The sequence below is a fragment of the Enterobacter sp. LM3 genome, from assembly GCF_046622475.1.
Classification (GTDB): Bacteria; Pseudomonadota; Gammaproteobacteria; order Enterobacterales; family Enterobacteriaceae; genus Enterobacter; species Enterobacter cloacae_P.
The window spans coordinates 313150-334558 of record NZ_JBJURN010000002.1; the positions used below are offsets into that span (position 1 = coordinate 313150).

18 protein-coding genes, 4 pseudogenes and 1 riboswitch are annotated in these 21409 nt (G+C 50.6%); of the genes and pseudogenes, 12 read left to right on the top strand and 10 right to left on the bottom strand.

Translation table 11 applies throughout. The annotated features are described in order from the left end of the window. Positions 1 to 239 precede the first annotated feature (239 nt). On the top strand, positions 240 to 1601 hold the full coding sequence (yegQ, locus tag ACJ9N4_RS03580) for a tRNA 5-hydroxyuridine modification protein YegQ (RefSeq protein ID WP_182272005.1): 1362 nt from the start codon (positions 240 to 242) through the stop codon (positions 1599 to 1601). A 730-nt stretch (positions 1602 to 2331) separates the two neighbouring features. Here the strand turns inward: yegQ and ACJ9N4_RS03585 are convergent. The 3 genes from ACJ9N4_RS03585 to ACJ9N4_RS03595 form a co-directional block, all read right to left on the bottom strand. Beyond that, positions 2332 to 2826, bottom strand: coding sequence for a surface-adhesin E family protein (locus ACJ9N4_RS03585; RefSeq protein WP_411500254.1), 495 nt, complete (start codon positions 2824 to 2826; stop codon positions 2332 to 2334). Next, entirely contained in the window at positions 2823 to 3446 is a 624-nt protein-coding gene (locus ACJ9N4_RS03590) for a hypothetical protein (protein WP_411500255.1), read from the bottom strand. Before ACJ9N4_RS03590 ends, ACJ9N4_RS03585 begins: the two co-directional genes overlap by 4 nt. Positions 3447 to 3742: 296 nt before the next feature. Next, a complete protein-coding gene (locus tag ACJ9N4_RS03595) occupies positions 3743 to 4390 on the bottom strand; it encodes a DUF2625 domain-containing protein (protein WP_411500256.1) in 648 nt (215 codons plus the stop codon). A 156-nt stretch (positions 4391 to 4546) separates the two neighbouring features. On the opposite strand from ACJ9N4_RS03595, the pseudogene ACJ9N4_RS03600 reads away from it, so the two are divergent. Beyond that, positions 4547 to 4695 (top strand): annotated as a pseudogene (locus ACJ9N4_RS03600) (site-specific integrase); the annotation flags it as partial. Between the two features lie 99 nt (positions 4696 to 4794). Continuing rightward, positions 4795 to 5694, top strand: coding sequence for a lipid kinase YegS (yegS, locus tag ACJ9N4_RS03605; protein ID WP_395121686.1), 900 nt, complete (start codon positions 4795 to 4797; stop codon positions 5692 to 5694). 77 nt (positions 5695 to 5771) lie between these two features. On the opposite strand, the gene fbaB is transcribed toward yegS, so the two are convergent. Next, positions 5772 to 6824 (bottom strand): class I fructose-bisphosphate aldolase, encoded by a 1053-nt coding sequence (gene fbaB / locus ACJ9N4_RS03610; protein WP_182272008.1) that lies wholly within the window; start codon positions 6822 to 6824, stop codon positions 5772 to 5774. Positions 6825 to 7056: 232 nt separating this feature from the next. Here fbaB and ACJ9N4_RS03615 point away from each other — a divergent pair, with 232 nt between their 5' ends. Genes ACJ9N4_RS03615 through ACJ9N4_RS03625 form a run of 3 tightly spaced genes read left to right on the top strand, consistent with a single transcriptional unit; the run spans position 7057 to position 10285 of the window. Beyond that, entirely contained in the window at positions 7057 to 8334 is a 1278-nt protein-coding gene (locus tag ACJ9N4_RS03615) for a nucleoside permease (RefSeq protein WP_182918661.1), read from the top strand. Continuing rightward, positions 8331 to 9335, top strand: coding sequence for an ADP-ribosylglycohydrolase family protein (locus tag ACJ9N4_RS03620; RefSeq protein ID WP_411500257.1), 1005 nt, complete (start codon positions 8331 to 8333; stop codon positions 9333 to 9335). The genes ACJ9N4_RS03615 and ACJ9N4_RS03620 overlap by 4 nt, the downstream gene beginning before the upstream one ends. Further along, positions 9332 to 10285, top strand: coding sequence for a PfkB family carbohydrate kinase (locus ACJ9N4_RS03625; RefSeq protein ID WP_182918662.1), 954 nt, complete (start codon positions 9332 to 9334; stop codon positions 10283 to 10285). The genes ACJ9N4_RS03620 and ACJ9N4_RS03625 overlap by 4 nt, the downstream gene beginning before the upstream one ends. Here ACJ9N4_RS03625 and ACJ9N4_RS03630 read toward each other — a convergent pair. Genes ACJ9N4_RS03630 through thiM form a run of 3 tightly spaced genes read right to left on the bottom strand, consistent with a single transcriptional unit; the run spans position 10259 to position 12615 of the window. Next, positions 10259 to 11005, bottom strand: a complete 747-nt coding sequence (locus ACJ9N4_RS03630; RefSeq protein WP_182272012.1) for a GntR family transcriptional regulator — start codon at positions 11003 to 11005, stop codon at positions 10259 to 10261. The genes ACJ9N4_RS03625 and ACJ9N4_RS03630 overlap by 27 nt on opposite strands. A 42-nt stretch (positions 11006 to 11047) precedes the next feature. Further along, a complete protein-coding gene (thiD, locus tag ACJ9N4_RS03635; RefSeq protein WP_182918663.1) occupies positions 11048 to 11848 on the bottom strand; it encodes a bifunctional hydroxymethylpyrimidine kinase/phosphomethylpyrimidine kinase in 801 nt (266 codons plus the stop codon). Next, positions 11845 to 12615 carry a hydroxyethylthiazole kinase gene (thiM, locus tag ACJ9N4_RS03640; protein WP_182918664.1) on the bottom strand — a complete coding sequence of 257 codons (771 nt, stop codon included), beginning with the start codon at positions 12613 to 12615 and terminating at the stop codon, positions 11845 to 11847. Before thiM ends, thiD begins: the two co-directional genes overlap by 4 nt. Positions 12616 to 12650: 35 nt before the next feature. Next, a riboswitch (TPP riboswitch) is annotated at positions 12651 to 12748 on the bottom strand. 361 nt (positions 12749 to 13109) lie between these two features. Between thiM and ACJ9N4_RS03645 the strand changes: the two genes are divergently transcribed. After that, entirely contained in the window at positions 13110 to 13895 is a 786-nt protein-coding gene (locus ACJ9N4_RS03645; RefSeq protein ID WP_232105429.1) for a PAAR domain-containing protein, read from the top strand. Between the two features lie 449 nt (positions 13896 to 14344). Here ACJ9N4_RS03645 and ACJ9N4_RS03650 read toward each other — a convergent pair. Next, positions 14345 to 14605: pseudogene (locus ACJ9N4_RS03650) on the bottom strand (integrase); the annotation flags it as partial. 628 nt (positions 14606 to 15233) lie between these two features. Between ACJ9N4_RS03650 and ACJ9N4_RS03655 the strand changes: the two are divergent. After that, entirely contained in the window at positions 15234 to 16112 is an 879-nt protein-coding gene (locus ACJ9N4_RS03655) for a YadA C-terminal domain-containing protein (RefSeq protein ID WP_232105430.1), read from the top strand. Positions 16113 to 16226: 114 nt separating this feature from the next. Further along, positions 16227 to 16709 (top strand): hypothetical protein, encoded by a 483-nt coding sequence (locus tag ACJ9N4_RS03660; RefSeq protein WP_182918665.1) that lies wholly within the window; start codon positions 16227 to 16229, stop codon positions 16707 to 16709. A gap of 133 nt (positions 16710 to 16842) precedes the next feature. On the opposite strand, the gene ACJ9N4_RS03665 is transcribed toward ACJ9N4_RS03660, so the two are convergent. Beyond that, positions 16843 to 16959 carry an integrase core domain-containing protein gene (locus ACJ9N4_RS03665; protein WP_182918666.1) on the bottom strand — a complete coding sequence of 39 codons (117 nt, stop codon included), beginning with the start codon at positions 16957 to 16959 and terminating at the stop codon, positions 16843 to 16845. 132 nt (positions 16960 to 17091) lie between these two features. Here ACJ9N4_RS03665 and ACJ9N4_RS03670 point away from each other — a divergent pair. Beyond that, a pseudogene (locus ACJ9N4_RS03670) lies at positions 17092 to 17907 on the top strand (IS110 family transposase); the annotation flags it as partial. A 64-nt stretch (positions 17908 to 17971) separates the two neighbouring features. Here the strand turns inward: ACJ9N4_RS03670 and ACJ9N4_RS03675 are convergent. After that, a pseudogene (locus tag ACJ9N4_RS03675) lies at positions 17972 to 18073 on the bottom strand (transposase); the annotation flags it as partial. 456 nt (positions 18074 to 18529) lie between these two features. Here ACJ9N4_RS03675 and ACJ9N4_RS03680 point away from each other — a divergent pair. Next, positions 18530 to 19906 carry a diaminobutyrate--2-oxoglutarate transaminase gene (locus ACJ9N4_RS03680; RefSeq protein ID WP_182272024.1) on the top strand — a complete coding sequence of 459 codons (1377 nt, stop codon included), beginning with the start codon at positions 18530 to 18532 and terminating at the stop codon, positions 19904 to 19906. Positions 19907 to 19924: 18 nt separating this feature from the next. Further along, entirely contained in the window at positions 19925 to 21391 is a 1467-nt protein-coding gene (locus tag ACJ9N4_RS03685; RefSeq protein WP_182918667.1) for a pyridoxal phosphate-dependent decarboxylase family protein, read from the top strand. Positions 21392 to 21409 lie beyond the last annotated feature (18 nt).

Genomic DNA, 21409 nt, shown 5'->3' on the forward strand with positions numbered 1-21409 from the left:
AGGGGTGCGCTCTGTCTTTTCATGGTGTTACCCTTCGCTGTGCCCTGGATCCGACATATGAGCTTTACCATTACTGGCAATATCGCAAAACCGCCTGATAACAGGCACAGCTAAGCGACCAAAAGGTTTACCTCCCCGCTCCGCAGCGCTACAATGCCCGCCCTTAAAGTAGGGGATCATCCCCTTACCGCGACACCGTGTGTACGCGGATCTGACCTGTCATCAGAACGAGAACAAACATGTTTAAACCGGAACTCCTTTCCCCGGCGGGAACGCTGCAAAATATGCGTTACGCTTTCGCTTATGGTGCCGACGCCGTTTACGCGGGCCAGCCGCGCTACTCGCTGCGCGTGCGCAACAACGAATTCAACCACGAGAACCTGCAGCTCGGCATCAATGAAGCGCATGAGCTGGGCAAAAAATTCTACGTCGTTGTTAACATTGCGCCGCACAACGCCAAGCTGAAAACGTTCATCCGTGACCTGAAGCCGGTAGTGGATATGGGGCCGGACGCGCTGATCATGTCAGACCCGGGTTTAATCATGCTGGTGCGGGAGAACTTCCCGGAAATGGATATTCACCTCTCCGTGCAGGCCAACGCCGTAAACTGGGCGACGGTGAAATTCTGGAAGCAGATGGGGCTCACCCGCGTCATTCTGTCTCGCGAACTTTCCCTCGAAGAGATTGAAGAGATCCGCACCCAGGTGCCGGATATGGAAATCGAGATCTTCGTCCACGGTGCGCTGTGCATGGCCTACTCTGGCCGCTGCCTGCTTTCTGGCTATATCAACAAGCGCGACCCGAACCAGGGAACCTGTACCAACGCCTGCCGCTGGGAATATAACGTCCAGGAAGGCAAAGAAGATGACATCGGTAATATCGTGCATAAACACGAACCGATCCCGGTCACTAACGTTGAGCCTACACTGGGCGTCGGCGCACCGACCGACAGCGTGTTTATGATTGAAGAAGCCAAACGTCCTGGCGAGTACATGACCGCCTTTGAAGACGAGCACGGCACCTACATCATGAACTCCAAAGACCTGCGCGCCATCGCACACGTTGAACGTCTGACCCAGATGGGCGTGCATTCGCTGAAAATCGAAGGCCGCACCAAGTCCTATTACTACTGCGCGCGTACTGCACAGGTGTACCGTAAAGCCATCGACGATGCTGCTGCCGGTAAACCATTCGATACCAGCCTGCTGGAAACGCTGGAAGGTCTGGCGCATCGCGGTTACACCGAAGGCTTCCTGCGTCGTCACACGCACGACGACTACCAGAACTACGAGCACGGCTATTCAGTTTCAGAGCGCCAGCAGTTTGTTGGTGATTTCACCGGCGAGCGCAAAGGCGCACTGGCCGCCGTCGCCGTGAAGAACAAGTTCACCAAAGGCGACAGCCTGGAGCTGATGACCCCGCAGGGCAACATGAACTTCACGCTGGAGCATCTGGAAAACGGCAAAGGTGAAGCGATTACCGTTGCACCTGGCGATGGACATACCGTCTGGCTGCCGGTTCCGGAAGAAGTGGAGCTGAAATTTGCGCTGCTGATGCGTAATTTCGACGGCGAAAGCACCCGTAACCCGCACAGCAAGTAGTTAATCAGGGGGATTTTTTCGCGCCGGGATAATTCTTAGAATCGGATCACATACCGCTTCGCTCAATAAGGGTATTATCCTCTCCGCTGAAAAACATAACCCATAAATGCTAGCTGTACCAGGAACCACCTCCTTAGCCTGCGTAATCTCCCTTACGCGGGCTTATTTTTTCTTTTAATGCCCTGAAAATAAAAGGGTTTAATTCAAATACCCCCCATGCATTGACCATGCCGATACGTATAGTCCCGCCAGGTGGGGCTTATGCTTTGGAAGGTAGCCTCACACGGATATAATCAGTGTTTGTAGGAAGATCTCTAAAAGTGAATGGCCCGGATTACAGGGATACTTACATGCCCACGGTGTCGTTTTAGCGGCACGTTTCTCTCCTTCCGTGGGCGACAGTATGCCCGTTGCCCCCAATGCGCCAGTCTTGAAAGGCATCGTTTACAATTTATGGTGCTACGTCACGTGTTGGGAAATAAAAATACTTCCGCAATGAAAGCAATGCACTTAGCACCAGAGCCTGCCTTTGATAACAAGCCGTATTTCGCTGTTATGGCATCAGGCAGAGAGAGCAGAGTGACGTTGTATTCCTGATGAATATCTCGGCTACGCGAGGCGAAGGGATACAGATTCATGTGAAACCGGACACAGATGAATCATGCCCGGTATACAGATGACCTGTTATCAAAACAGGGTTGCTGCCGTAATCTGCAACGTCATGGGCTGATTAATCCAGAAGTGGCTTACGGTTTTCTTTCGCGGGCTCAGGCTTCAGTTTTTCAACCGGAATACTGCACATGCTCTCAGCAATTATCCCAAAAAGAGAGTCTCTGCGGAATGCTTCCCATTGCCCTACATCCGGCTCCGAATGGATAAGATCTCCTTCAGCGAACGGTCTGGAAAACATCGAGCGTCCCATTACGGCACGCTGATTGTTGTCGCAGTTAATCACATCTATTGCCCGGGAGCTGGAAATATAAACAGGGGGATCTTTTATAATCAGTGTCTGCTCAGCGTAGTTATTGATGAAATAAAACCGACGCAGGTGGCTGTTACCCTGATAAGTTGAAATGACCCTGAAATCGACATATGACGTTACGCGTTCATCTTCAAGAATTTTTATGAAACCAGCGGGGGTCTTTGCCGGTGCTTGCGACTGGGGGTTACTGGTTCCGGCGCATCCTGCTAACGTAAGAAGTAATAACAATGCGAGTTTTTTCATTTTGCGCTTCCGGCAGTTAAGTCAGGTCGTAATGTGGCGAGTATCTCTGGTGTTACATTTCCCTGAACGGAACAGAGCAGTAATGTCCCTTGTTTGCCTTTACTGAGCATTAACAGCTTTTCAGTACTTTCTTTGGCTGGTGCAATACCCGACACCGCCTGCGCATTGTTTTCCCAGTCACTGTGGGCTGCGGTTTTGATCATCGCCTGAGAGACATAATCCTCTCCAGCCTTGCTCCAGGTTAAATGATCAAGCCTGGACATGACTTCCTGAGGTGATTCTTTGAAAATCAGCCCCCAGTAATAGAACTTTCCGTAATTGATTTCATTAAGATTGCTGGTTTGCACAAAATATCCCGATAGCGTCAGGTTTAACTCGTGCAGTGGTTGAGCGAGCCAGACGGTACCATTACCATCAACCGGGGATTTGAACCAGGCGTGATGTTGCTGGCCAATCGTTAAAGGTGCCACGCGGCTGAGCGTGGCCCGTTGCTGATATATCTCACTGAAAAAAGTGGTGTCACAACGCGTCAGGCTTTGTGTCAACGTACTGGCATAAACAGGTAACACGACCCCGGTTATTCCCAGCATAAACCCAATGCTGAAGATGCTTTTACGCATGTAATATCCTTATAAACAATAAACTCCTTACATCGGCATACTGCGATAAGACTTTACACTTATGTTTCTCGTACACGTGCCAGGCTAGTTAAAAACATGCCGGTTATTCCTGATTATGACTGGAGCATATTCGGGGCCTGGGTCAGCCATTTTTCCCCAATTGCCTGGCAAAAATCATGATAGCAACTGTAAGCTCCACTGATACCCCCGCGCCAATCTTTAATGTGCTTTTCGTGATTCTGAACCGCCACTAAGTAGTCAATATGCCTGGCTTTTTACGATGTCAGCTGCTGGCACTAATTTCGTAAATCCAGGCATAATGTCCAGTGTTCATCAACAGACACAGTAACCCGCGAACGTTGCTCTATGGACAACTGTGGTTCGGTCCAGAGGAAAGGATAGAAGGAGTAAACTACGTTACCGTTTATTGAAGTCGTTTCTTCTCGCCAACCTGTCCAGCGTACGCTTTTGTAGAATAAATCCAAATCCCCACAAAGCGCCCAGTGCAGAAAACCTGAATAGTTGGTTTCGAGGCTCTCCCATTCGAGAGTATCCGGCGCGAGATAATATATCCCGCCGAGGTCTTTACCAAACTCCCCCCCGTTAAGTGCAAAAAAGCCTCCGGATACATCATCAGCAATTAATAATGCCTGAAATGTACTAGCTGTTACTAACTGCGTCCAGGAAGCTAGAGTTCGTGGCAATCTGGTATGACCGGAGCCTAAAATCCGTAGCCAACCACTGTCAACGAGTATCCCTCCGGTTTCATATGAAATAGCACCAAGCGGAGAGAACGTAGTCATCTGAAGCTGATGTAAATCAGAGCGTGCCTGCGCTGGGTTACGGGGAAGCACTTCATAATCATTGATTGCTTTATCCAGCCATTGCTTCACTGTAAGCCAGCCAGACCTCTGCTGATCGATTAATTCAGTTAGTTCCCTCATCCCTTATCCTCATTCACACAACATAGCTTTATCCCATTAATCGGACACTCAACCGATAACATGAGCATGATTCGTGTATTCCTTCTTAAAATATAGCATTGGGTTGGCAACACCCGCTTTTGGCTGTGAGTTCAACCGCTGGATGCAACATACTGGTTAAAACCCGATTTACCAGCCGGGCAGACAACCCACGCACCATGTCATCGTTTCGCAACACGCTTTATGATCAACGGTGGCAGTATTATTACTTTGCACCTGAATATTTGCAGGATGCAGTTACGCTAAACCCTCTTCAGTGGGGGAGCCTACACGGGCTTATTTTTTTGCCTTTCATCCTGTTCCTACCCGCTTTTTTCCTCCCTGCGATACACTTTTTGATAACGCTACAAAAGGGAGCAGCGCGGATGGCAACGTATCCAGACAGTTTATTGATTCTGAACGGCAAGAGTGCCAGTAATGACATACTGCGCCAGGCGGTGGTCGATTTGCGGGAAGATGGTGCCCACATTCACGTACGGCTCACGTGGGAAAAAGGCGATGCCGCGCGGTATGTTGCCGAAGGCGTACAGTTGGGCGTCAACACGATTATTTCTGGCGGTGGTGACGGCACCATCAACGAGATAGCGACGGCCCTGATCGGCCTGAACGTGGACACACGCCCGGTGATGGGTATTTTACCGCTCGGTACAGCAAATGATTTTGCCACCAGCGCGGGGATACCGGAGGATCTGAGTAAAGCGCTACAGCTTGCCATTCTCGGGAAAGCAACCGCAGTCGATATTGCACAGGTAAACGATAAAACCTGCTTTATCAATATGGCGACGGGCGGATTTGGTACGCGCATTACCAGTGAAACACCGGAAAAGCTGAAGGCGGCACTGGGCGGCGTTTCCTATCTCATCCACGGTCTGATGCGAATGGATACCCTGAAACCCGATCGCTGCGAAATTCACGGGGATGATTTTTACTGGCAGGGTGATGCGCTGGTGATCGGGATCGGTAACGGTCGTCAGGCGGGCGGTGGGCAACAGCTTTGCCCGGAGGCGCTGATCAATGATGGCTTACTGGCACTGCGCATTTTCACCGGTGACGGGCTGCTGCCAGCACTGTTTACCACCCTCACCCAACCGGAGAAAAGCCCGAACATCATTGATGGGCAATCCGCCTGGTTTGAGGTGAATGCGCCGCACGGAATGACTTTTAACCTTGATGGCGAACCGTTGAGCGGGAAACGGTTCCGAATTGCGGTTGTACCAGGAGCGTTGCAGTGTCGATTGCCACCAGATTGTATGCTGCTGCGCTGAATGAATTGCCGGGTAGCGGTTAGCCTGACCCGGCCTGTATTTTGCGCCTTCTCCCGTGTCGGAGAAGCGTCAGTTTTTTAAGCAATCGTCACTTTGCTGTCCAGATACACGTCCTGAACCGCATTGATCAGCTTCACGCCGTCAGCCATCGATTTTTTAAACGCCTTACGGCCAAGGATCAGCCCCATACCACCCGCGCGTTTGTTGATAACCGCCGTACGTACCGCGTCTGAGAGATCGGTTTCCCCCCCCGCCGCACCGCCGGAGTTAATAAGCCCCGCGCGTCCCATATAGCAGTTCGCCAGTTGGTAACGCACCAGATCGATGGGGTTATCGGTGGTCAGTTTGCTGTAAACACGATCATCGGTGTAACCGAAGTTCACCGCCTTATAGCCGCCGTTATTCTCGGCCATTTTCTGCTTCACAATGTCTGCGCCAATGGTTGCCGCCAGGTGGTTCGCCTGGCCGGTCAGGTCGGCAGATACATGGTAATCCACGCCATCTTTTTTGAACGCATTATTACGCAAATACGCCCAAAGCACGGTAACCATCCCGAGTTCATGCGCGCGCTCAAACGCGGCGGAGATCTCTTCAATCTGGCGGCGCGACTGCTCAGAACCGAAATAGATGGTCGCCCCGACGGCCACCGCGCCCATATTGAACGCCTGTTCTACGCTGGCATACAGGGTCTGGTCGTATTCGGTTGGGTAGCTCAGGGTTTCATTGTGGTTCAGCTTAACGAGGAACGGAATACGGTGAGCGTAACGGCGCGATACCGAAGCCAGCACGCCATAGGTCGACGCCACGCAGTTACAGCCTGCTTCAATTGCCAGCTCAACGATGTTCTTCGGATCGAAATACAGCGGGTTGGCCGCAAACGATGCGCCAGCAGAATGCTCAACGCCCTGGTCAACCGGCAAAATAGAGAGATACCCGGTGCCTCCCAGCCGCCCGGTATTGTAGAGCGTCTGCATATTTCGCAGTACCGCAGGCGGACGATTGTTATCCACCATCACACGGTCAACGTAGTCGTGGCCAGGCAGGTAGAGTTTGTCGGCTGGAATGGTCATACAACGATGCTGTAAAAGGCTGTCGGCATCTTTGCCAAGCAACTGTGCAATATCAGTCATAGCTATGCTCCCGTAGCGTGTTATCCAAACCCACATTTTCGCGGGCAGACTAAGCCTGGTACCGACTTAACCGATTTTCCACCTTCTGCCATTTTTTTCAGCACAATCTGCTGGCTCGATTCTGGCACAACAAAACTGTTACATTGATCAAACAATCACCACAAAGGTATTTAAAAGGTATCATTGAATGGTATGTTAAAGGAGTACCCTCTCTGACATGCAGGATTAAACAATGAAAACGAAAGTCCAACTGTCATTCATGATGTTTGTTGAATGGTTTATCTGGGGCGCATGGTTTGTACCGCTGTGGCTGTGGTTAAGCAAAAGCGGTTTTAGCGCCGGGGAAATTGGCTGGTCTTACGCCTGTACCGCGATTGCAGCGATCCTCTCGCCAATCCTGGTCGGTTCGCTGACCGACCGCTTCTTCGCCGCCCAGAAAGTGCTGGCAGTGCTGATGTTTGCCGGGGCTATTCTGATGTACTTTGCCGCACAGCAAACTCAGTTCAGCACCTTCTTCCCGCTGCTACTGCTGTATTCCCTGACCTATATGCCTACCATCGCGCTGACTAACAGCATTGCCTTTGCCAACGTGGATGACGTCGAGGCCGATTTCCCGCGTATTCGCGTGATGGGCACGATTGGCTGGATAGCCTCCGGTCTGGCGTGCGGTTTCCTGCCGCAGATGATGGGCTATAGCGACATTTCGGATACCAATATCCCACTGCTGATGACGGCGGCCAGCTCTGCGCTGCTCGGCGTGTTTGCCCTGTTCCTGCCGGATACACCGCCGAAAAGTACCGGTAAACTCGATTTCAAAGTGATGCTGGGGCTGGATGCGCTGATCCTGTTGCGCGACAAAAACTTCCTGGTGTTCTTCTTCTGCTCGTTCCTGTTCGCCATGCCGCTGGCTTTCTACTACATCTTTGCCAACGGGTATCTCACCGAAGTGGGCATGAAAAACGCAACCGGCTGGATGACACTCGGCCAGTTCTCCGAAATCTTCTTTATGCTGGCGCTGCCGTTCTTCACCAAACGCTTTGGTATTAAGAAGGTCTTACTGCTGGGGCTTATCACCGCCGCCATCCGCTATGGTTTCTTTGTTTACGGTGGTGCGGAACAATACTTCACTTACGCCCTGCTGTTCCTCGGCATTCTGCTGCACGGCGTGAGCTACGACTTCTACTACGTCACCGCGTATATCTACGTGGACAAAAAAGCACCGGTGCATATGCGTACCGCTGCGCAGGGCTTGATCACGCTGTGCTGTCAGGGCTTTGGTAGCCTGCTGGGTTACCGCCTGGGCGGCGTGATGATGGAAAAAATGTTCGCATACAAAGAGCCGGTGAATGGGCTGACCTTCAACTGGGCCGGAATGTGGGCATTCGGAGGGATCATGATTGCTGTGATCGCCGTGCTGTTTATGCTGTTTTTCCGCGAATCGGATAAAGAGATCACCGCAATTGAGGTGGTTGATGGCGATACCGCGCTGACACAAGGGGAAGTTAAATGAAACAAGAACGTGTTCTCGGTGCTCTTTACGGGCAGGCGTTAGGGGACGCAATGGGCATGCCGTCGGAGCTGTGGCCAAGAAAGCGCGTCAAAGCGCATTTCGGCTGGATTGACCGCTTCTTACCCGGCCCGGCAGAGAATAACGCGGCCTGCTATTTCAACCGCGCGGAGTTCACCGATGATACGTCGATGGCGCTGTGTCTGGCGGATGCGATTATCGAATGCGACGGGCAGATTAACGCGGATGTCATCGGCAAACATATTTTGCGCTGGGCCGAGTCGTTCGATGCCTTTAACAAAAACGTGTTAGGCCCGACCTCCAAAATTGCCCTCAACGCCATTCGCGATGGCAAACCGGTCAGCGAGCTGGAGAACAACGGCGTCACCAACGGGGCGGCGATGCGCGCCTCCCCGCTCGGCTGTCTGCTCCCGGCCACTCGCCTGGAGCACTTTGTTGAGCAGGTGGCGCAGGCTTCCAGCCCGACGCATAAATCGGATCTCGCCATTGCCGGTGCGGTGGTGATTGCCTGGGCGGTTTCACGCGCCATTGACGGCGAAAGCTGGCAGAACATCGTTACTGCCCTGCCCGGTATTGCCCGCTATGCACAGGAAGTGAAGACCACCACCTTCAGCGCATCACTTGCGGCACGTATTGAGCTGGCACTCAAAACCGTGCGTGAAGCCAACGGTACTGAATCCGCCAGCGAGCAGGTTTATCAGCTTGTGGGGGCAGGAACCAGCACCATTGAGTCCGTTCCGGCGGCGATCGCAATGGTTGAACTGGCAGGCACTGACCCGAACCGCTGCGCAATTTTATGCGCCAATCTGGGCGGCGATACGGACACCATCGGCGCAATGGCAACCGCAATCTGTGGCGCGCTGCACGGCGTACAGGCGATTAATCCGGCACTAAAGGATGAACTCGACGCCGTTAACCAGCCCGACTTTGGTCATTACTGCGAAAAATTGCTGCACTACCGGGAGCAAAGGGAGGGCGTATGAATTCTTTTGCCCAACGCCTTGAAACATTACGCGCCACGCGGCCAGTGACGGTGCTGGGGGCAGCGGTGATTGACGTTATCGCCGATGCTTACGCCCTGCCCTGGCGCGGATGTGATATCGAGCTAAAACAGCAGGGCGTCAATATTGGCGGCTGCGCGCTCAATATTGCCATAGCCCTAAAACGGCTTGGCGTCACCGCGCAAAATGCGCTGCCCGTCGGCCACGGCGTGTGGGCAGATATTATTCGCAACGCAATGGCAAAGCAGGATCTGCACAGCGCCGTGGAAGCCGAAACAGGCGATAACGGCTGGTGTCTGGCGCTGGTGGAGCCAGACGGTGAGCGCACGTTTATGTCGTTTAGCGGCGTGGAGAACCAGTGGCAGCAATCCTGGCTTGATGCGCTTAACGTGCCGCAAAAAAGCCTGGTTTATTTGTCCGGCTATCAACTGGCATCGCCGTGCGGGGAGTTACTGACGGGCTGGCTGGAAGGGTTGCAGGAGGTGACCGCGTTTATCGATTTCGGCCCACGCATCGCAGATATTCCCGACGCGCTGATGGCGCGGATTATGGCCTGTAAACCCATTGTGTCGCTTAATCGCCAGGAGGCGCAAATTGCTGCCGGGCGGCTTGGTGTGGAGGTTGATGCGTTAGGTGCAACATGGCAACAACGTTTCGGTTCTGCGCTGATTGTACGTCACGACAAAGACGGCGCAGCCTGGTATGACGCTGACGATTCGGGTTATGTTCCGGCGTTTCCTGCTTCGGTGGTCGACACCATTGGCGCGGGTGACAGCCACGCTGGCGGTACGCTGGCCGGGCTGGCAGCAGGATGGTCACTGGCGGATGCAGTGCTGCTGGGCAATGCGGTTGCCGCCTGGGTGGTCAGCCACCGTGGCGGTGATTGCGCCCCTGCGCGCGGGGAATTACTCCTCGCACACAAAGACGTATAGATCGCTGCGACAGTAGCTAATGCTGTACTCAATAGGCCGGTGCTGCTGGTCAAGCGCAACCTGCTTGATCACCAGCACCGGTATCTTTTCATCCATCTTAATATGGGCCTGAAATTCGCTGTCCGGCATGCGGGCACTGACGCGTGAACGGGTACGCTGCGGGAAGATGTTCTGACTGCGGAAGTAATCGTACAGCGAGATGCCGATGGCGTCCGGATCGGGAATTAGCCCGGCCGGAACCCAGGACTCTTCAATCGAGACGGCATCATCATCAACATAGCGAATGCGCTTGAGCAAAAAGACGTCGCTTTCCGCCGCCACTGACAGCTGGTTTGCCACCTCTTCCGGGCATTTCACCACCCGTTTATTAACCCACAACGTGTTGGGCTTTTTGCCGCGCAGTACCACCTGCTGAGAAAACCCGCGTGCTTCCTTGAGCGAATATTCAAAGATGTTATTAATTTGCGTACCGTAACCCCGGGAGCGCGTCACCACGCCCTCTTCTTCCAGCGCCTGCATTGCTTTGCGCACGGTAATGCGTGACACACCCGTTAACTGACTCAGATCGCGCTCGCCGGGCAGAATATTCCCGTGTTCAAGCACCCCGCTACGTACCGCGTTTTTTACCGTTTCGGCAAACTTCAGGTACAGCGGTGTGTTGTCCGGAGCGGCGATCCGTTCATTCAGTTGAGCAATTAACCGGGTATGCGCTTGTTCCATCTCTGTTTTCTCAGGCGTGGTGTTTCCTGCCAGTATACTGGCTTACCACCATGCATGAAAATGATGAACCGGCCCAATACCGTGACCCACTTCCAGAGTATCGGCTTTTGCCAGCGCGTCCGAGAGCCAGATTTTGGCTTCCTGTACCGTATCAGCCCAGTTGTTATGGCGTGGACGCAACGCCGCCAGCGCGGCGGAGAGCGTACAGCCTGTACCGTGGGTGTTTTTAGTCTGCACGCGGGGTGCGGTAAAACGCAGTTCTCCGTCACGGGTGAAGAGCCAGTCCGGGCTTTCGGCGTCATCCAGATGGCCACCTTTCACCAGCACCGCACCGCAGCCCATTGCCAGCAATGCCCGCCCCTGCTCTTTCATTTCGCGTTCGGTTTGCGCATGCGGCGCGTCTAACAACGCGGCAGCTTCAGGCAGGTTTGGCGTGATCAGCGCCACTTGCGGCAACAGCTTTTTACGCAGCGTGTCGATAGCGGAAACAGAAAGCAGCGGGTCGCCACTTTTTGCCAGCATTACCGTATCAAGCACCACGTTTTGCACCTGATAGCGTTTCAGACGTTCTGCCACCACTTCGACAATATCTGTCTCCGCCAGCATCCCGATTTTAGTGGTATCAATGCGCACATCGCTGAGTACCGAATCGAGCTGTGCGGCGACAAAATCCGGCTCGATACGGTAGACCGACTGCACACCACGCGTATTTTGTGCCACCAGCGCGGTGATCACCGAACAGCCGTAGGCACCCAGTGCGGAGAACGTTTTCAGATCGGCCTGAATGCCTGCACCGCCGCTTGGGTCAGTGCCGGCAATGGTAAGGGCGTTAATCCGTTTCATGCCTGTTCCTCCAGGGTGTAGAGCGCATCCAGGAACGCACTGGCAAAGCTGCCCGGGCCACGAGACTGAGCAACGGCAGCCGTTCCGGCGCGCTTCATCCATCCGCAGGTAGCGGCCACGTTATCGAGCCTGTCACCCGGTAGCGAACAACTGGCCGCCACCACCGCCGAAAGCGCGCACCCGGTACCGACCACGCGAGTCATCAGCGGATCGCCCCCGGTCACCGTCCGGGTTCGCTGCCCGTCGGTGATGTAATCAACCTCGCCTGTGACCACGATAATGGCATTGGTCTGGCGTGCCAGCGCCTGTGCCGCAGGCAATGCACTGGATGCAGTATCGGTAGTATCCACGCCGCGCCCCCCCGCACTCATCCCGGCAAGCGCAAGAATTTCCGACGCGTTACCACGAATGGCCGCAGGTTTAAGGGAGAGGATTTGATGGCAAAAACGGGTGCGGAACGTCAACGCCCCGACAGCCACCGGATCGAGCGTCCAGGGTTTGCCTGCTGCCACGGCACTCTCAATCGCCCGGCGCATCGCCTGAGCGCGCGGGGCAGTCAGCGTGCCGACATTAATCAGCAGCGCATCGGCAAGAGCAGCAAACTGTTCAGCCTCTTCGGCTTCAATCACCATCGCCGGGGATGCGCCAAGCGCCAACAAAACGTTAGCCGTAAACGTCTGCACGACGTCGTTGGTCATACAATGTGTGAGCGGGGAACGGGTTCGGAACTGATGTAAAATGTGTAAATCGAGCAGGTCAGGCTGCATGGGTTCGCTCCTGCCTTGCGTGAAGAAGCGATGACCGGGAAGGCATCTGACTTCCCTACGCTGGCATTATCCAGATCAGGTAATACGGGTATTTCTCAGCCTTCAACGAAGAAGGGCACCCCGAGTCATTTAAATAAAAATCAAATAGTTGCGATTAACGTCCCGTTAATCTCTGTTCTGGATCATGCCAGCGGGAAGCCAAAGACTCAACCCTAAAAAATGCTCTGTGTCCCATATAAAAGCTTTAAACAACGCGAAGAAGCGCCCCAAGACCAGAACCCACCTGGATCAGATCATCAGCAGAGCCAGAACAACACGCCCAAACAGCCAAAAAGAAACGCATTGGTGTAGATGCTGGTTTCTGCGTTGTTCCCCAGCAATCCACCACGGAATCTTTCGAAAACATTCTGTTTGCAGGAAACCAGCCGGAAGGAACGCGCGAACTTTACCGCTCTCTGAACGGCGCAGGAAAGGAATATAACGCTGGTTCTATCATGTTGGTGGTTGATCCTGATAAACAGGACGACGAACAGATTGCCCACATGAAAGCCGCGAAAGCGCGAGTCGATGCAGCATTGGCCCCATTGACGCATGAGGAAGCTAACTTGCTGCACAAACACTACGCAACCATAGCTAATTTCACCAGCTACGCTGATACAGAAATTGGCCTTGCTGCTGACCCTGTTGGAAAATACTTTGAGAGTATCGAAAAAATACTCAAAGAGATTCAAGAAACGTATAAGAATACCTACATAACGAGAGGCTCGTTGATAGGAGAACAATTTTATGTCCGACGTAACCAGTTGTTTAAAGAGCTTGAATCCATACTCAAAGTCAGCTTCCTGAATAAGGCTATGAAATTCGGAGAGTATACCAAAATAAAAAAAGCACTCGGCCTGCCCAGTAGTTCTATTACCCACAAATGGAATGAAACGGGGATCAGTGACATTGAAAGTTATGCTACCCACATCGAACGGGCAGCTAAATACGTAAAAGCAATGCGTTACACTGGTTATTTAGGCATTGGTTTTAGCGGACTCCATTCTCTTAACGAAATCCATGAGGCATGTTCTGTTGGTCGCGAAGCTGAATGTACCAAGAAAAAATATACTGAGATTGGTAGTTTTGCTTTGGGTACAGGTGGCGGTGTTCTCGCTGGTGTTGGCTGGCTTGTTTGTACCGTTATTGCAGGTGTTGGTTTAGGGTACGCTGGTAGCACAGTGGGGAGTGCTGTTGGGGAATTAGGCGGAGAACAGTTGTATGACGTTTTCGGCAATTAATTTTCTGATGATACATCGGGTTGAAATCTCTGGGTTCTTTTTGATTCTCGGAATAATTAATTATGTTTCCAACGTAATTTATGACAAATTAGCCAAGAGAAAATTCATGACTCTATGCTCGCTATTTGTTGAAAAATTCGGAGCAAGACCAGCAGAAGTTTTAGTTTATCAGGATGGGGGTTCTTTTTCTCGTTTATGCGTGATGCATTCTTTATTAATGCATTATACTTTAAAGAAAACTCATTCCATACACGAGGAATGGATAATGAACAAATACGATTCATTAAAGCACTTCCTAATCAGTATACCGATTGGTTACGTGTAAAAGTGAGATTTTCCATCGTTGGGATTATTTTTCTATTCATGATGCTGGCAACTTTCTATTTACCATTATTTATTTAACGACAATAAAATAAATAGCCAATATTTACACTTGGCTATTTTATTCACTACCAATCAATACCATCAATTACATAAGAAACTGAGGATAAGGGAAACGTATGCAAATAGCGTTTTGTGATCCCTCCACTTTTCTCGTGACCTACCGTCTGCTGAAGATGAAGAATGTTTTTCACCCAACCAGCCATAGCAGATGAACAGACACTGTGGCGGATCGAATGCAGTAAGCGCCGTTGCCCATAATCATCCAGATACGGAATACCCAACTGATCTCGAACATCAGCAAACACTTTACCGATCTTAGTCATGTGAATCGCCACGGATAATCTAGACACTTCTGAGCCATTAAATGACTCTGAGGTGACTGTTAACCCGTGGCGATTCAGGCAACACTTATTTTTATTGTAGAAATTTCTCGGCATTTGTTACATAAGAGTAAATTCCAGAAGCTTTTCGACATCCAAATAATACCCCTATAATAATTAGACAATGCCAACTTTTGATTAACTTGTAAATTTCATTTGAAACATACTGAGCATTCAGTAAAAAGGACTTTGTTGAGATCTAATAAATTAGCATTATGTATTTTGCTTATTTCACAACATTTTCGACCAAAACACTTAAGAAAATCTTATTAATTATAATTTCATCCCAGGTATTACACTCAAGAGCAGATAATCGCTATCTTATTGTATTTATTGAAAACATGTCATTTAGCATCACAACAGGCCAGATTAGCTATTAATGCGATTTATGATTTAGATCAATAATCAGAATTACACATTCATAGATAGTTACTGCACGCGACGAAATAAGTTATCAAACTTAAATTTCGAGAATCACCAGAATTAAATTCAGATATAACAAGAGGTTATATCTTCCTGCCAGGATTGCACTCTTACTTTAATTTTTTCTTGCATTGATGATGAGCGTTTTCAAATGAAATCTTTAAATAAATCAGCTATCGCTGTTTTTGTATTTGGTGCTGTGTTTGCTACTACAGCTAATGCTGCTACGGTTCAAGTAGTTGCCCCTAATCCAGTAGTAGGCACTTCTAACGCTACTCAAGATCTTTACAACGGGCAAAGCCTTTTAAATGCTGATGCTATTAACCTTTCTGATATTGAAATCAAAGCAGCACGAGCACAGGCCGATAACGCCAATGATAAAGCCACTCAAAATACGGCGGATATTCAGCAATTAACAGGCAACACTAATGCACAGTTTAACGCCGTGAATAACTATATTGATTCAGTGAATCAGCAGCAAGCCGCCGTTAACAATGCTCAACAAAACGAGCTTAATGATCATGATAACCGGATCACAACGCTGGAAAACGCCCCTAAGCCTAAAGATGGTGTAGATGGTGCTAAAGGTGATACAGGGGCGCAAGGCGTAGCAGGTTTAGCGGGTAGTAACGGGGTTAATGGTAAAGATGGTAGCAACGGTAAAGATGGCATTACAACTACCATCACCAAAGTAGAAGTAGACCAGGCTACACAAAAAGCTGTAGCAGGTTTACAGCAGCAGCAAGCTAAACAAAATGAAGCATTCAAAAGTTTGAAAAGTACTGTTGATGATAACCATAAACAGGCTAATGCGGGTATTAGTGGCGCTATGGCTATGGCGGGGCTTCCTCAAGTGCAAACTAATCAGCGTGTAATGTTCTCTGCTGGCGGTGCTACTTACAATGGTGAGAACGCATTAGCTGTAGGCGGTAGCGTTAACTTTAACTCTCATGTAGTTGGTAAAGTAAGTTTTAGCACTGATACCGCTAGTAACATGGGGGCTTCTGTAGGCGTAGGTGTAGGCTTTTGAATGTTCTATTCAAGCCCTTCAGGAAAAGCTTTATAAAGAAAATTTGAGATTTATTTATGAGTAAACATCAAACCACTTCTGAAAATTTATAACTTTAAATAGGATGATAGCAAAATGAAATATTCTATGCTTGCTTTACTTGTTGTAGGGGTATCTGTACTTAGCGGATGTACAACGGAAGATCAAAGATTAGATAAATGTGAAGCAAAAGGTATATCACGCGATGTATGTTACCAGGAAGAAAAAGCCTACTGGCGTAATTATCAATCTAATATGGCTGCTTTAAATGCCTCTAATCAGCAGGCAGATGCAATCCGTGAAGGTAATGAAATTAATCGTAAACATTACAAGCAGGTTGATCAACATGCACAATCAGCTAAAAAAGAAAATATGTATAAAGCTGAGGGTTTGCAACTTGTAATCAAATCTGATGGTAATGTAACTATTGATGGAAAGTTAGCAGCATTGGATGAAACAACACCAAAAGCTAAAACTTATTCACAGGGGCTTTATCAATTCATCATCTATAGTAATGGTAAAGTTGCTTTATTGAAAGATGGTAAATTTATTGGATATATGAAAAAAGTAACTCATTAATAATAGACCATCTGGCTAACATTAACTCATTCACCAATCATTAATAGGGTATTTACCCGCCCCTTCCAGATTGCCGTGATGGTCTTGAAGGGGTATTTTTTTGATCCTGACCCCGAATATGCTCCAGTCATAATCAGAACGGGTCATCCATCTCAGTGCAGAATGGGGGACGCTTCTGGTTATAGTGTATACACCAGGCCTCGATTTTGCACCGTGCATCCTCCAGGGACATGAACCCGTTCTCGTTCATACACCCACTTATCCGGCATTTTTCCTGCAAATTCAGAGCCGTGGTACTTGTTTAGTCTTTGACTGATGACTATTGGCTGGTTCGTCATTCGTTTTCTACACCTGGTATGAATTCAACAAGTGGAGAAAAGTCATGACCGATATTACCTGCAGTTTTGATACCCCGGTAACCAGGATTGCCATTGATATTGCTAAAAAATATCATGACGCCAAGATTAAACGCTCAGATGGCCGGATTGTGTATCTGCGTTTTGAGAACTCTCTCGCCGGATATGCCCGGTTAGTCACTGCTACTCGTTCATCCGGAGAAAAAGTTGTTGTCGCTTTCGAACCTACAGCTGACTATCACCGTAATATTGCCTGGTGGCTTCAGGAACAGGGGATAGAATGTCGCCTTGTTTCATCGCTGGCCTGTGCCAGAGCACGGGAGATGCTTTTTAAAACATGGGATAAAAATGACCGCAAGGATGCCAGCGTTATTCTTTATCTCATGGAGCAGGGACTTTCTTCTCCGTTTTTTGACCCCTTGCTTAATAAATTGATGGATATTCAGGAGATATCAAATACTTATTATCAAATATCCCTCGCAAGAACACGTAGTCTGAACAGCCTGGTAAATCACTACCTGACGTTGTATTTTCCTGAAGCAGAACAGTTTTTGCATCAGTCACGGACAGAATGGTTTTGTCAGTTTTTGCTGCGCTTTCCCACACCACAAACCATTACCTCAATACAAAAGAGTCTGTTTGTTAAGGAGGCCTGGGATATTATTGGTCGCAAGCAATACAAGCAGCAGTTTCTCGAGCAGTTGTATGAAATTGCCCGTAACTCGATTGCCCTGCCACTGCCTGAAAACTGCGAGGCTGTGGTCACGTTCAAGTTGCAGATCCGTCGGTATATTGAACTTACGCTTCAGTGGCTCCAACTGGAAAAAATGGCTGAAAACTATTGATAGATGTTAGCAACAACCTAAACCTGATTCAGTGCTTGCAAAAAAGAGGTAGTCCATAGATATAGAACGTGGCATCAGAAATTCCCGGCTTACGGCAGACCTCCGGCACGGACGTCCCCAGTTCAGCCTGCTTCAGAGCAAAAACAATCTGCTCTTCGGTGAATCATGATTTTTTCATCGACACCACCTCCGTTCAGGGAGTGTAGATCATGCCGGCATTCTGTTTCTGAATGGTGCAGGATTTTGGGTCAGGGTCAAAGAAACCATTGCCCCTCACAACATCCGGTAGTGAGGGCAAAAACAGGTTTTCGGCAGGATGCACCAGATTTACGTTTTAACACCAAAAAAAGCACATTTTGCAACACTCTTTGGTGCCCTTTTTCGCTCACACAGCATGCAATGTAACGCATTGTTTTCACTTGATGGGAAACGCATTCTCCCCTGCCAAAGACGGGATATTTACCCCCTTATGCACCCCGTAACAAAACAGTAAACAAATTAACCATTGAGCCCCGTGACAAAAGGCTCTATATTGGCGGCGTTTTTTTCAGACCCCCATCTGTTTTTTAACTTTTTATTCAATCGTGGCTCATAACGAAGCGGCGGTTGTAGGAGTGATATGATGACGGATAAAGTCCGTATTGACACCGTAGATGCCCACAAAAGCAACGAAACCTATCTGGCCCGTCAGGCCGAGTTTGAATCTAACGTCAGGAGTTATCCGCGCAAACTGCCTTTAGCCATCACTAAAGCAGAAGGCGTGTGGATCACCGATGCAGATAATAAAGAATACCTTGACTGTTTAGCAGGCGCGGGCACCCTTGCGCTTGGCCATAACCATCCTGATGTGCTGAAAAGCATCCAAAATGTCATTACCAGCGGCTTGCCGTTACATACCCTGGATCTGACTACGCCGTTGAAAGACGCGTTTTCCGAATACCTGCTCTCTCTGCTGCCTGGCCAGGGTAAAGAGTATTGCCTGCAGTTCACCGGTCCATCCGGCGCTGACGCCGTTGAAGCCGCGCTGAAGCTGGCGAAAAAAGTGACTGGTCGTAGCGGTATCATCAGTTTCTCTGGTGGTTACCACGGTATGACCCACGGCGCACTGTCCGTCACCGGTAACCTGTCTCCGAAAGAAGCGGTTGACGGTATGATGCCAGAAGTGCAGTTCATGCCTTACCCACACCAGTACCGTTGCCCGCTGGGTATCGGCGGTGAGGCTGGCGTAAAAGCACTGACCTACTACTTCGAAAACCTGATCAACGACGTTGAAAGCGGCGTGCGTAAACCTGCAGCGGTGATTCTGGAAGCCGTTCAGGGTGAAGGCGGCGTTAACCCGGCTCCGGTTGAGTGGCTGCAGCGCATCCGTAAAGTGACTCAGGAACACGGCATTCTGCTGATCCTCGACGAAGTTCAGGCTGGCTTTGCCCGTACCGGTAAATTCTTCGCTTTCGAACACGCTGGCATCGAGCCAGACATCATCGTGATGTCTAAAGCTGTAGGTGGCGGTCTGCCACTGGCTGTACTCGGTATCAAAAAGCAGTTCGATGCATGGGCTCCAGGTCACCACACCGGCACCTTCCGCGGCAACCAGCTGGCGATGGCAACCGGTCTGACGACGCTGAAAATCCTGAAAGACCAGAACATTGCGGGCAAAGTGGCTGCACAGGGCGAATGGCTGAAAGCACAGCTGGCTGAACTGCAGAAACGCTACCCGGTAATTGGTCACATTCGTGGTCTGGGCATGATGATCGGTATTGAGATCGTTAAGCCACACGAAGCGGCAGATCATATGGGCTGCTTCCCTGGCGACGGCGAGCTGTCTGCCCTGATTCAGAAGAAGTGCTTCGAATCCGGTCTGATTCTGGAGCGTGGTGGTCGTAACGGCATTGTGCTGCGTCTGCTGCCTTCTCTGTTGATCAGCGATGATCAGCTGAAAATCTTCCTGGATAAATTTGAGCAGGCACTGCTTGCTGCGGGCGTTCGCCCGGCGTAACCGGAGTTGTTGATTACGATGTCTGATTCAAACCCAATTTTGTTCTCCTCTGCGCAGAGCATTGAAGCTTACCAGCAGGCGATTGAACAAAGCTCTCAGGCTGTGATGCAGTGGCTGAAACAGCCTGAGATGTACCAGGGCAAAACGGTCGCGGAACTGCGCGACCGTATTAAGCTGGATTTCAACCCGAAAGGGCTGGGCAACAACGCAGCGATTGAACGCGCTGTGGAGTTCTTCCTGAAAGACAGTTTGTCCGTTCATCACCCGCAGTGTGTGGCGCACCTGCACTGCCCAAGCCTGGTTGTCAGCCAGGCGGCAGAAGTGCTGATCAACGCCACTAACCAGAGTATGGACTCCTGGGATCAAAGCCCGTCCGCAACCATTATCGAAATCAAACTGATCGAGTGGCTGCGTACCCGCGTGGGTTATCAGGCTGGCGACGCAGGTGTCTTCACCAGCGGCGGCACCCAGAGCAACCTGATGGGCCTGATGCTGGCACGTGACGCCTTCTTCGCGCGTCAGGGCCACTCCGTTCAGCAGGACGGTCTGGTAGGCGATCTGCGTAAAATTCGCGTGCTGTGCTCCGAAAACGCGCACTTCTCCGTGCAGAAAAACATGGCGCTGATGGGTCTGGGTTACCAGTCCGTGGTGCAGGTGAAAACTGACGAATTCTCCCGTATGGATCTGACCGATCTGGCGGCGAAAATTGAGCAGTGCAATGCCAACGGCGAACAGATCCTGGCGATTGTGGCGACTGCCGGTACTACCGACGCAGGTGCTATCGATCCGCTGCGTGCGATTGCTGAGCTGGCGGCGAAGCAGAACATCTGGGTACACGTTGATGCGGCCTGGGGCGGCGCGCTGCTGATGTCTGAGCAGTATCGTCACTACCTGGACGGTATCGAGCTGGTGGATTCCATTACCCTGGACTTCCACAAGCAGTTCTTCCAGACCATCAGCTGCGGCGCGTTCCTGCTGAAAGAAGCGCGTCACTATGAGCTGATGCGCTATCAGGCGGCCTACCTGAACTCTGAGTTCGATGAAGAAGCGGGCGTACCTAACCTGGTGTCCAAATCTCTGCAGACGACCCGCCGTTTCGACGCGCTGAAGCTGTGGATGAGCCTGGAAGCGCTGGGTCAGGAACAATATGCGGCGATCATCGACCACGGTGTGACGCTGGCGCAGCAGGTTGCGGCTTATGTGAAAGAGCAGTCTGCTCTGGAACTGGTCATGCAGCCACAGCTGGCAAGCGTACTGTTCCGCTTCCGCCCTGAAGCACAGATGGATGATGCGGGTATTGCCCTGCTGAACCAGAAAATTGGCGATGCGTTGCTGGAATCTGGCCGTGCCAACGTCGGCGTGACCGAGCACAACGGCATCACCTGCCTGAAGCTGACTCTGCTGAACCCAACCGTGACGCTGGAGGATGTTAAAGTCCTGCTGTCCCTGGTTGAGCGTACCGCACAGGAAGTTATGGCGAAGTAATCTGTGTCCCCTCTCTTC

Bases quoted from the DNA above. Each gene is read 5' to 3' on its own strand.
- yegQ (WP_182272005.1), top strand. From the start codon at position 240: ATGTTTAAACCGGAACTCCTTTCCCCGGCGGGAACGCTGCAAAATATG.
- ACJ9N4_RS03585 (WP_411500254.1), bottom strand. From the start codon at position 2,826: ATGAAAAAACTCGCATTGTTATTACTTCTTACGTTAGCAGGATGCGCC.
- ACJ9N4_RS03590 (WP_411500255.1), bottom strand. From the start codon at position 3,446: ATGCGTAAAAGCATCTTCAGCATTGGGTTTATGCTGGGAATAACCGGG.
- ACJ9N4_RS03595 (WP_411500256.1), bottom strand. From the start codon at position 4,390: ATGAGGGAACTAACTGAATTAATCGATCAGCAGAGGTCTGGCTGGCTT.
- yegS (WP_395121686.1), top strand. From the start codon at position 4,795: ATGGCAACGTATCCAGACAGTTTATTGATTCTGAACGGCAAGAGTGCC.
- fbaB (WP_182272008.1), bottom strand. From the start codon at position 6,824: ATGACTGATATTGCACAGTTGCTTGGCAAAGATGCCGACAGCCTTTTA.
- ACJ9N4_RS03615 (WP_182918661.1), top strand. From the start codon at position 7,057: ATGAAAACGAAAGTCCAACTGTCATTCATGATGTTTGTTGAATGGTTT.
- ACJ9N4_RS03620 (WP_411500257.1), top strand. From the start codon at position 8,331: ATGAAACAAGAACGTGTTCTCGGTGCTCTTTACGGGCAGGCGTTAGGG.
- ACJ9N4_RS03625 (WP_182918662.1), top strand. From the start codon at position 9,332: ATGAATTCTTTTGCCCAACGCCTTGAAACATTACGCGCCACGCGGCCA.
- ACJ9N4_RS03630 (WP_182272012.1), bottom strand. From the start codon at position 11,005: ATGGAACAAGCGCATACCCGGTTAATTGCTCAACTGAATGAACGGATC.
- thiD (WP_182918663.1), bottom strand. From the start codon at position 11,848: ATGAAACGGATTAACGCCCTTACCATTGCCGGCACTGACCCAAGCGGC.
- thiM (WP_182918664.1), bottom strand. From the start codon at position 12,615: ATGCAGCCTGACCTGCTCGATTTACACATTTTACATCAGTTCCGAACC.
- ACJ9N4_RS03645 (WP_232105429.1), top strand. From the start codon at position 13,110: ATGTTGGTGGTTGATCCTGATAAACAGGACGACGAACAGATTGCCCAC.
- ACJ9N4_RS03655 (WP_232105430.1), top strand. From the start codon at position 15,234: ATGAAATCTTTAAATAAATCAGCTATCGCTGTTTTTGTATTTGGTGCT.
- ACJ9N4_RS03660 (WP_182918665.1), top strand. From the start codon at position 16,227: ATGAAATATTCTATGCTTGCTTTACTTGTTGTAGGGGTATCTGTACTT.
- ACJ9N4_RS03665 (WP_182918666.1), bottom strand. From the start codon at position 16,959: ATGAACGAGAACGGGTTCATGTCCCTGGAGGATGCACGGTGCAAAATC.
- ACJ9N4_RS03680 (WP_182272024.1), top strand. From the start codon at position 18,530: ATGATGACGGATAAAGTCCGTATTGACACCGTAGATGCCCACAAAAGC.
- ACJ9N4_RS03685 (WP_182918667.1), top strand. From the start codon at position 19,925: ATGTCTGATTCAAACCCAATTTTGTTCTCCTCTGCGCAGAGCATTGAA.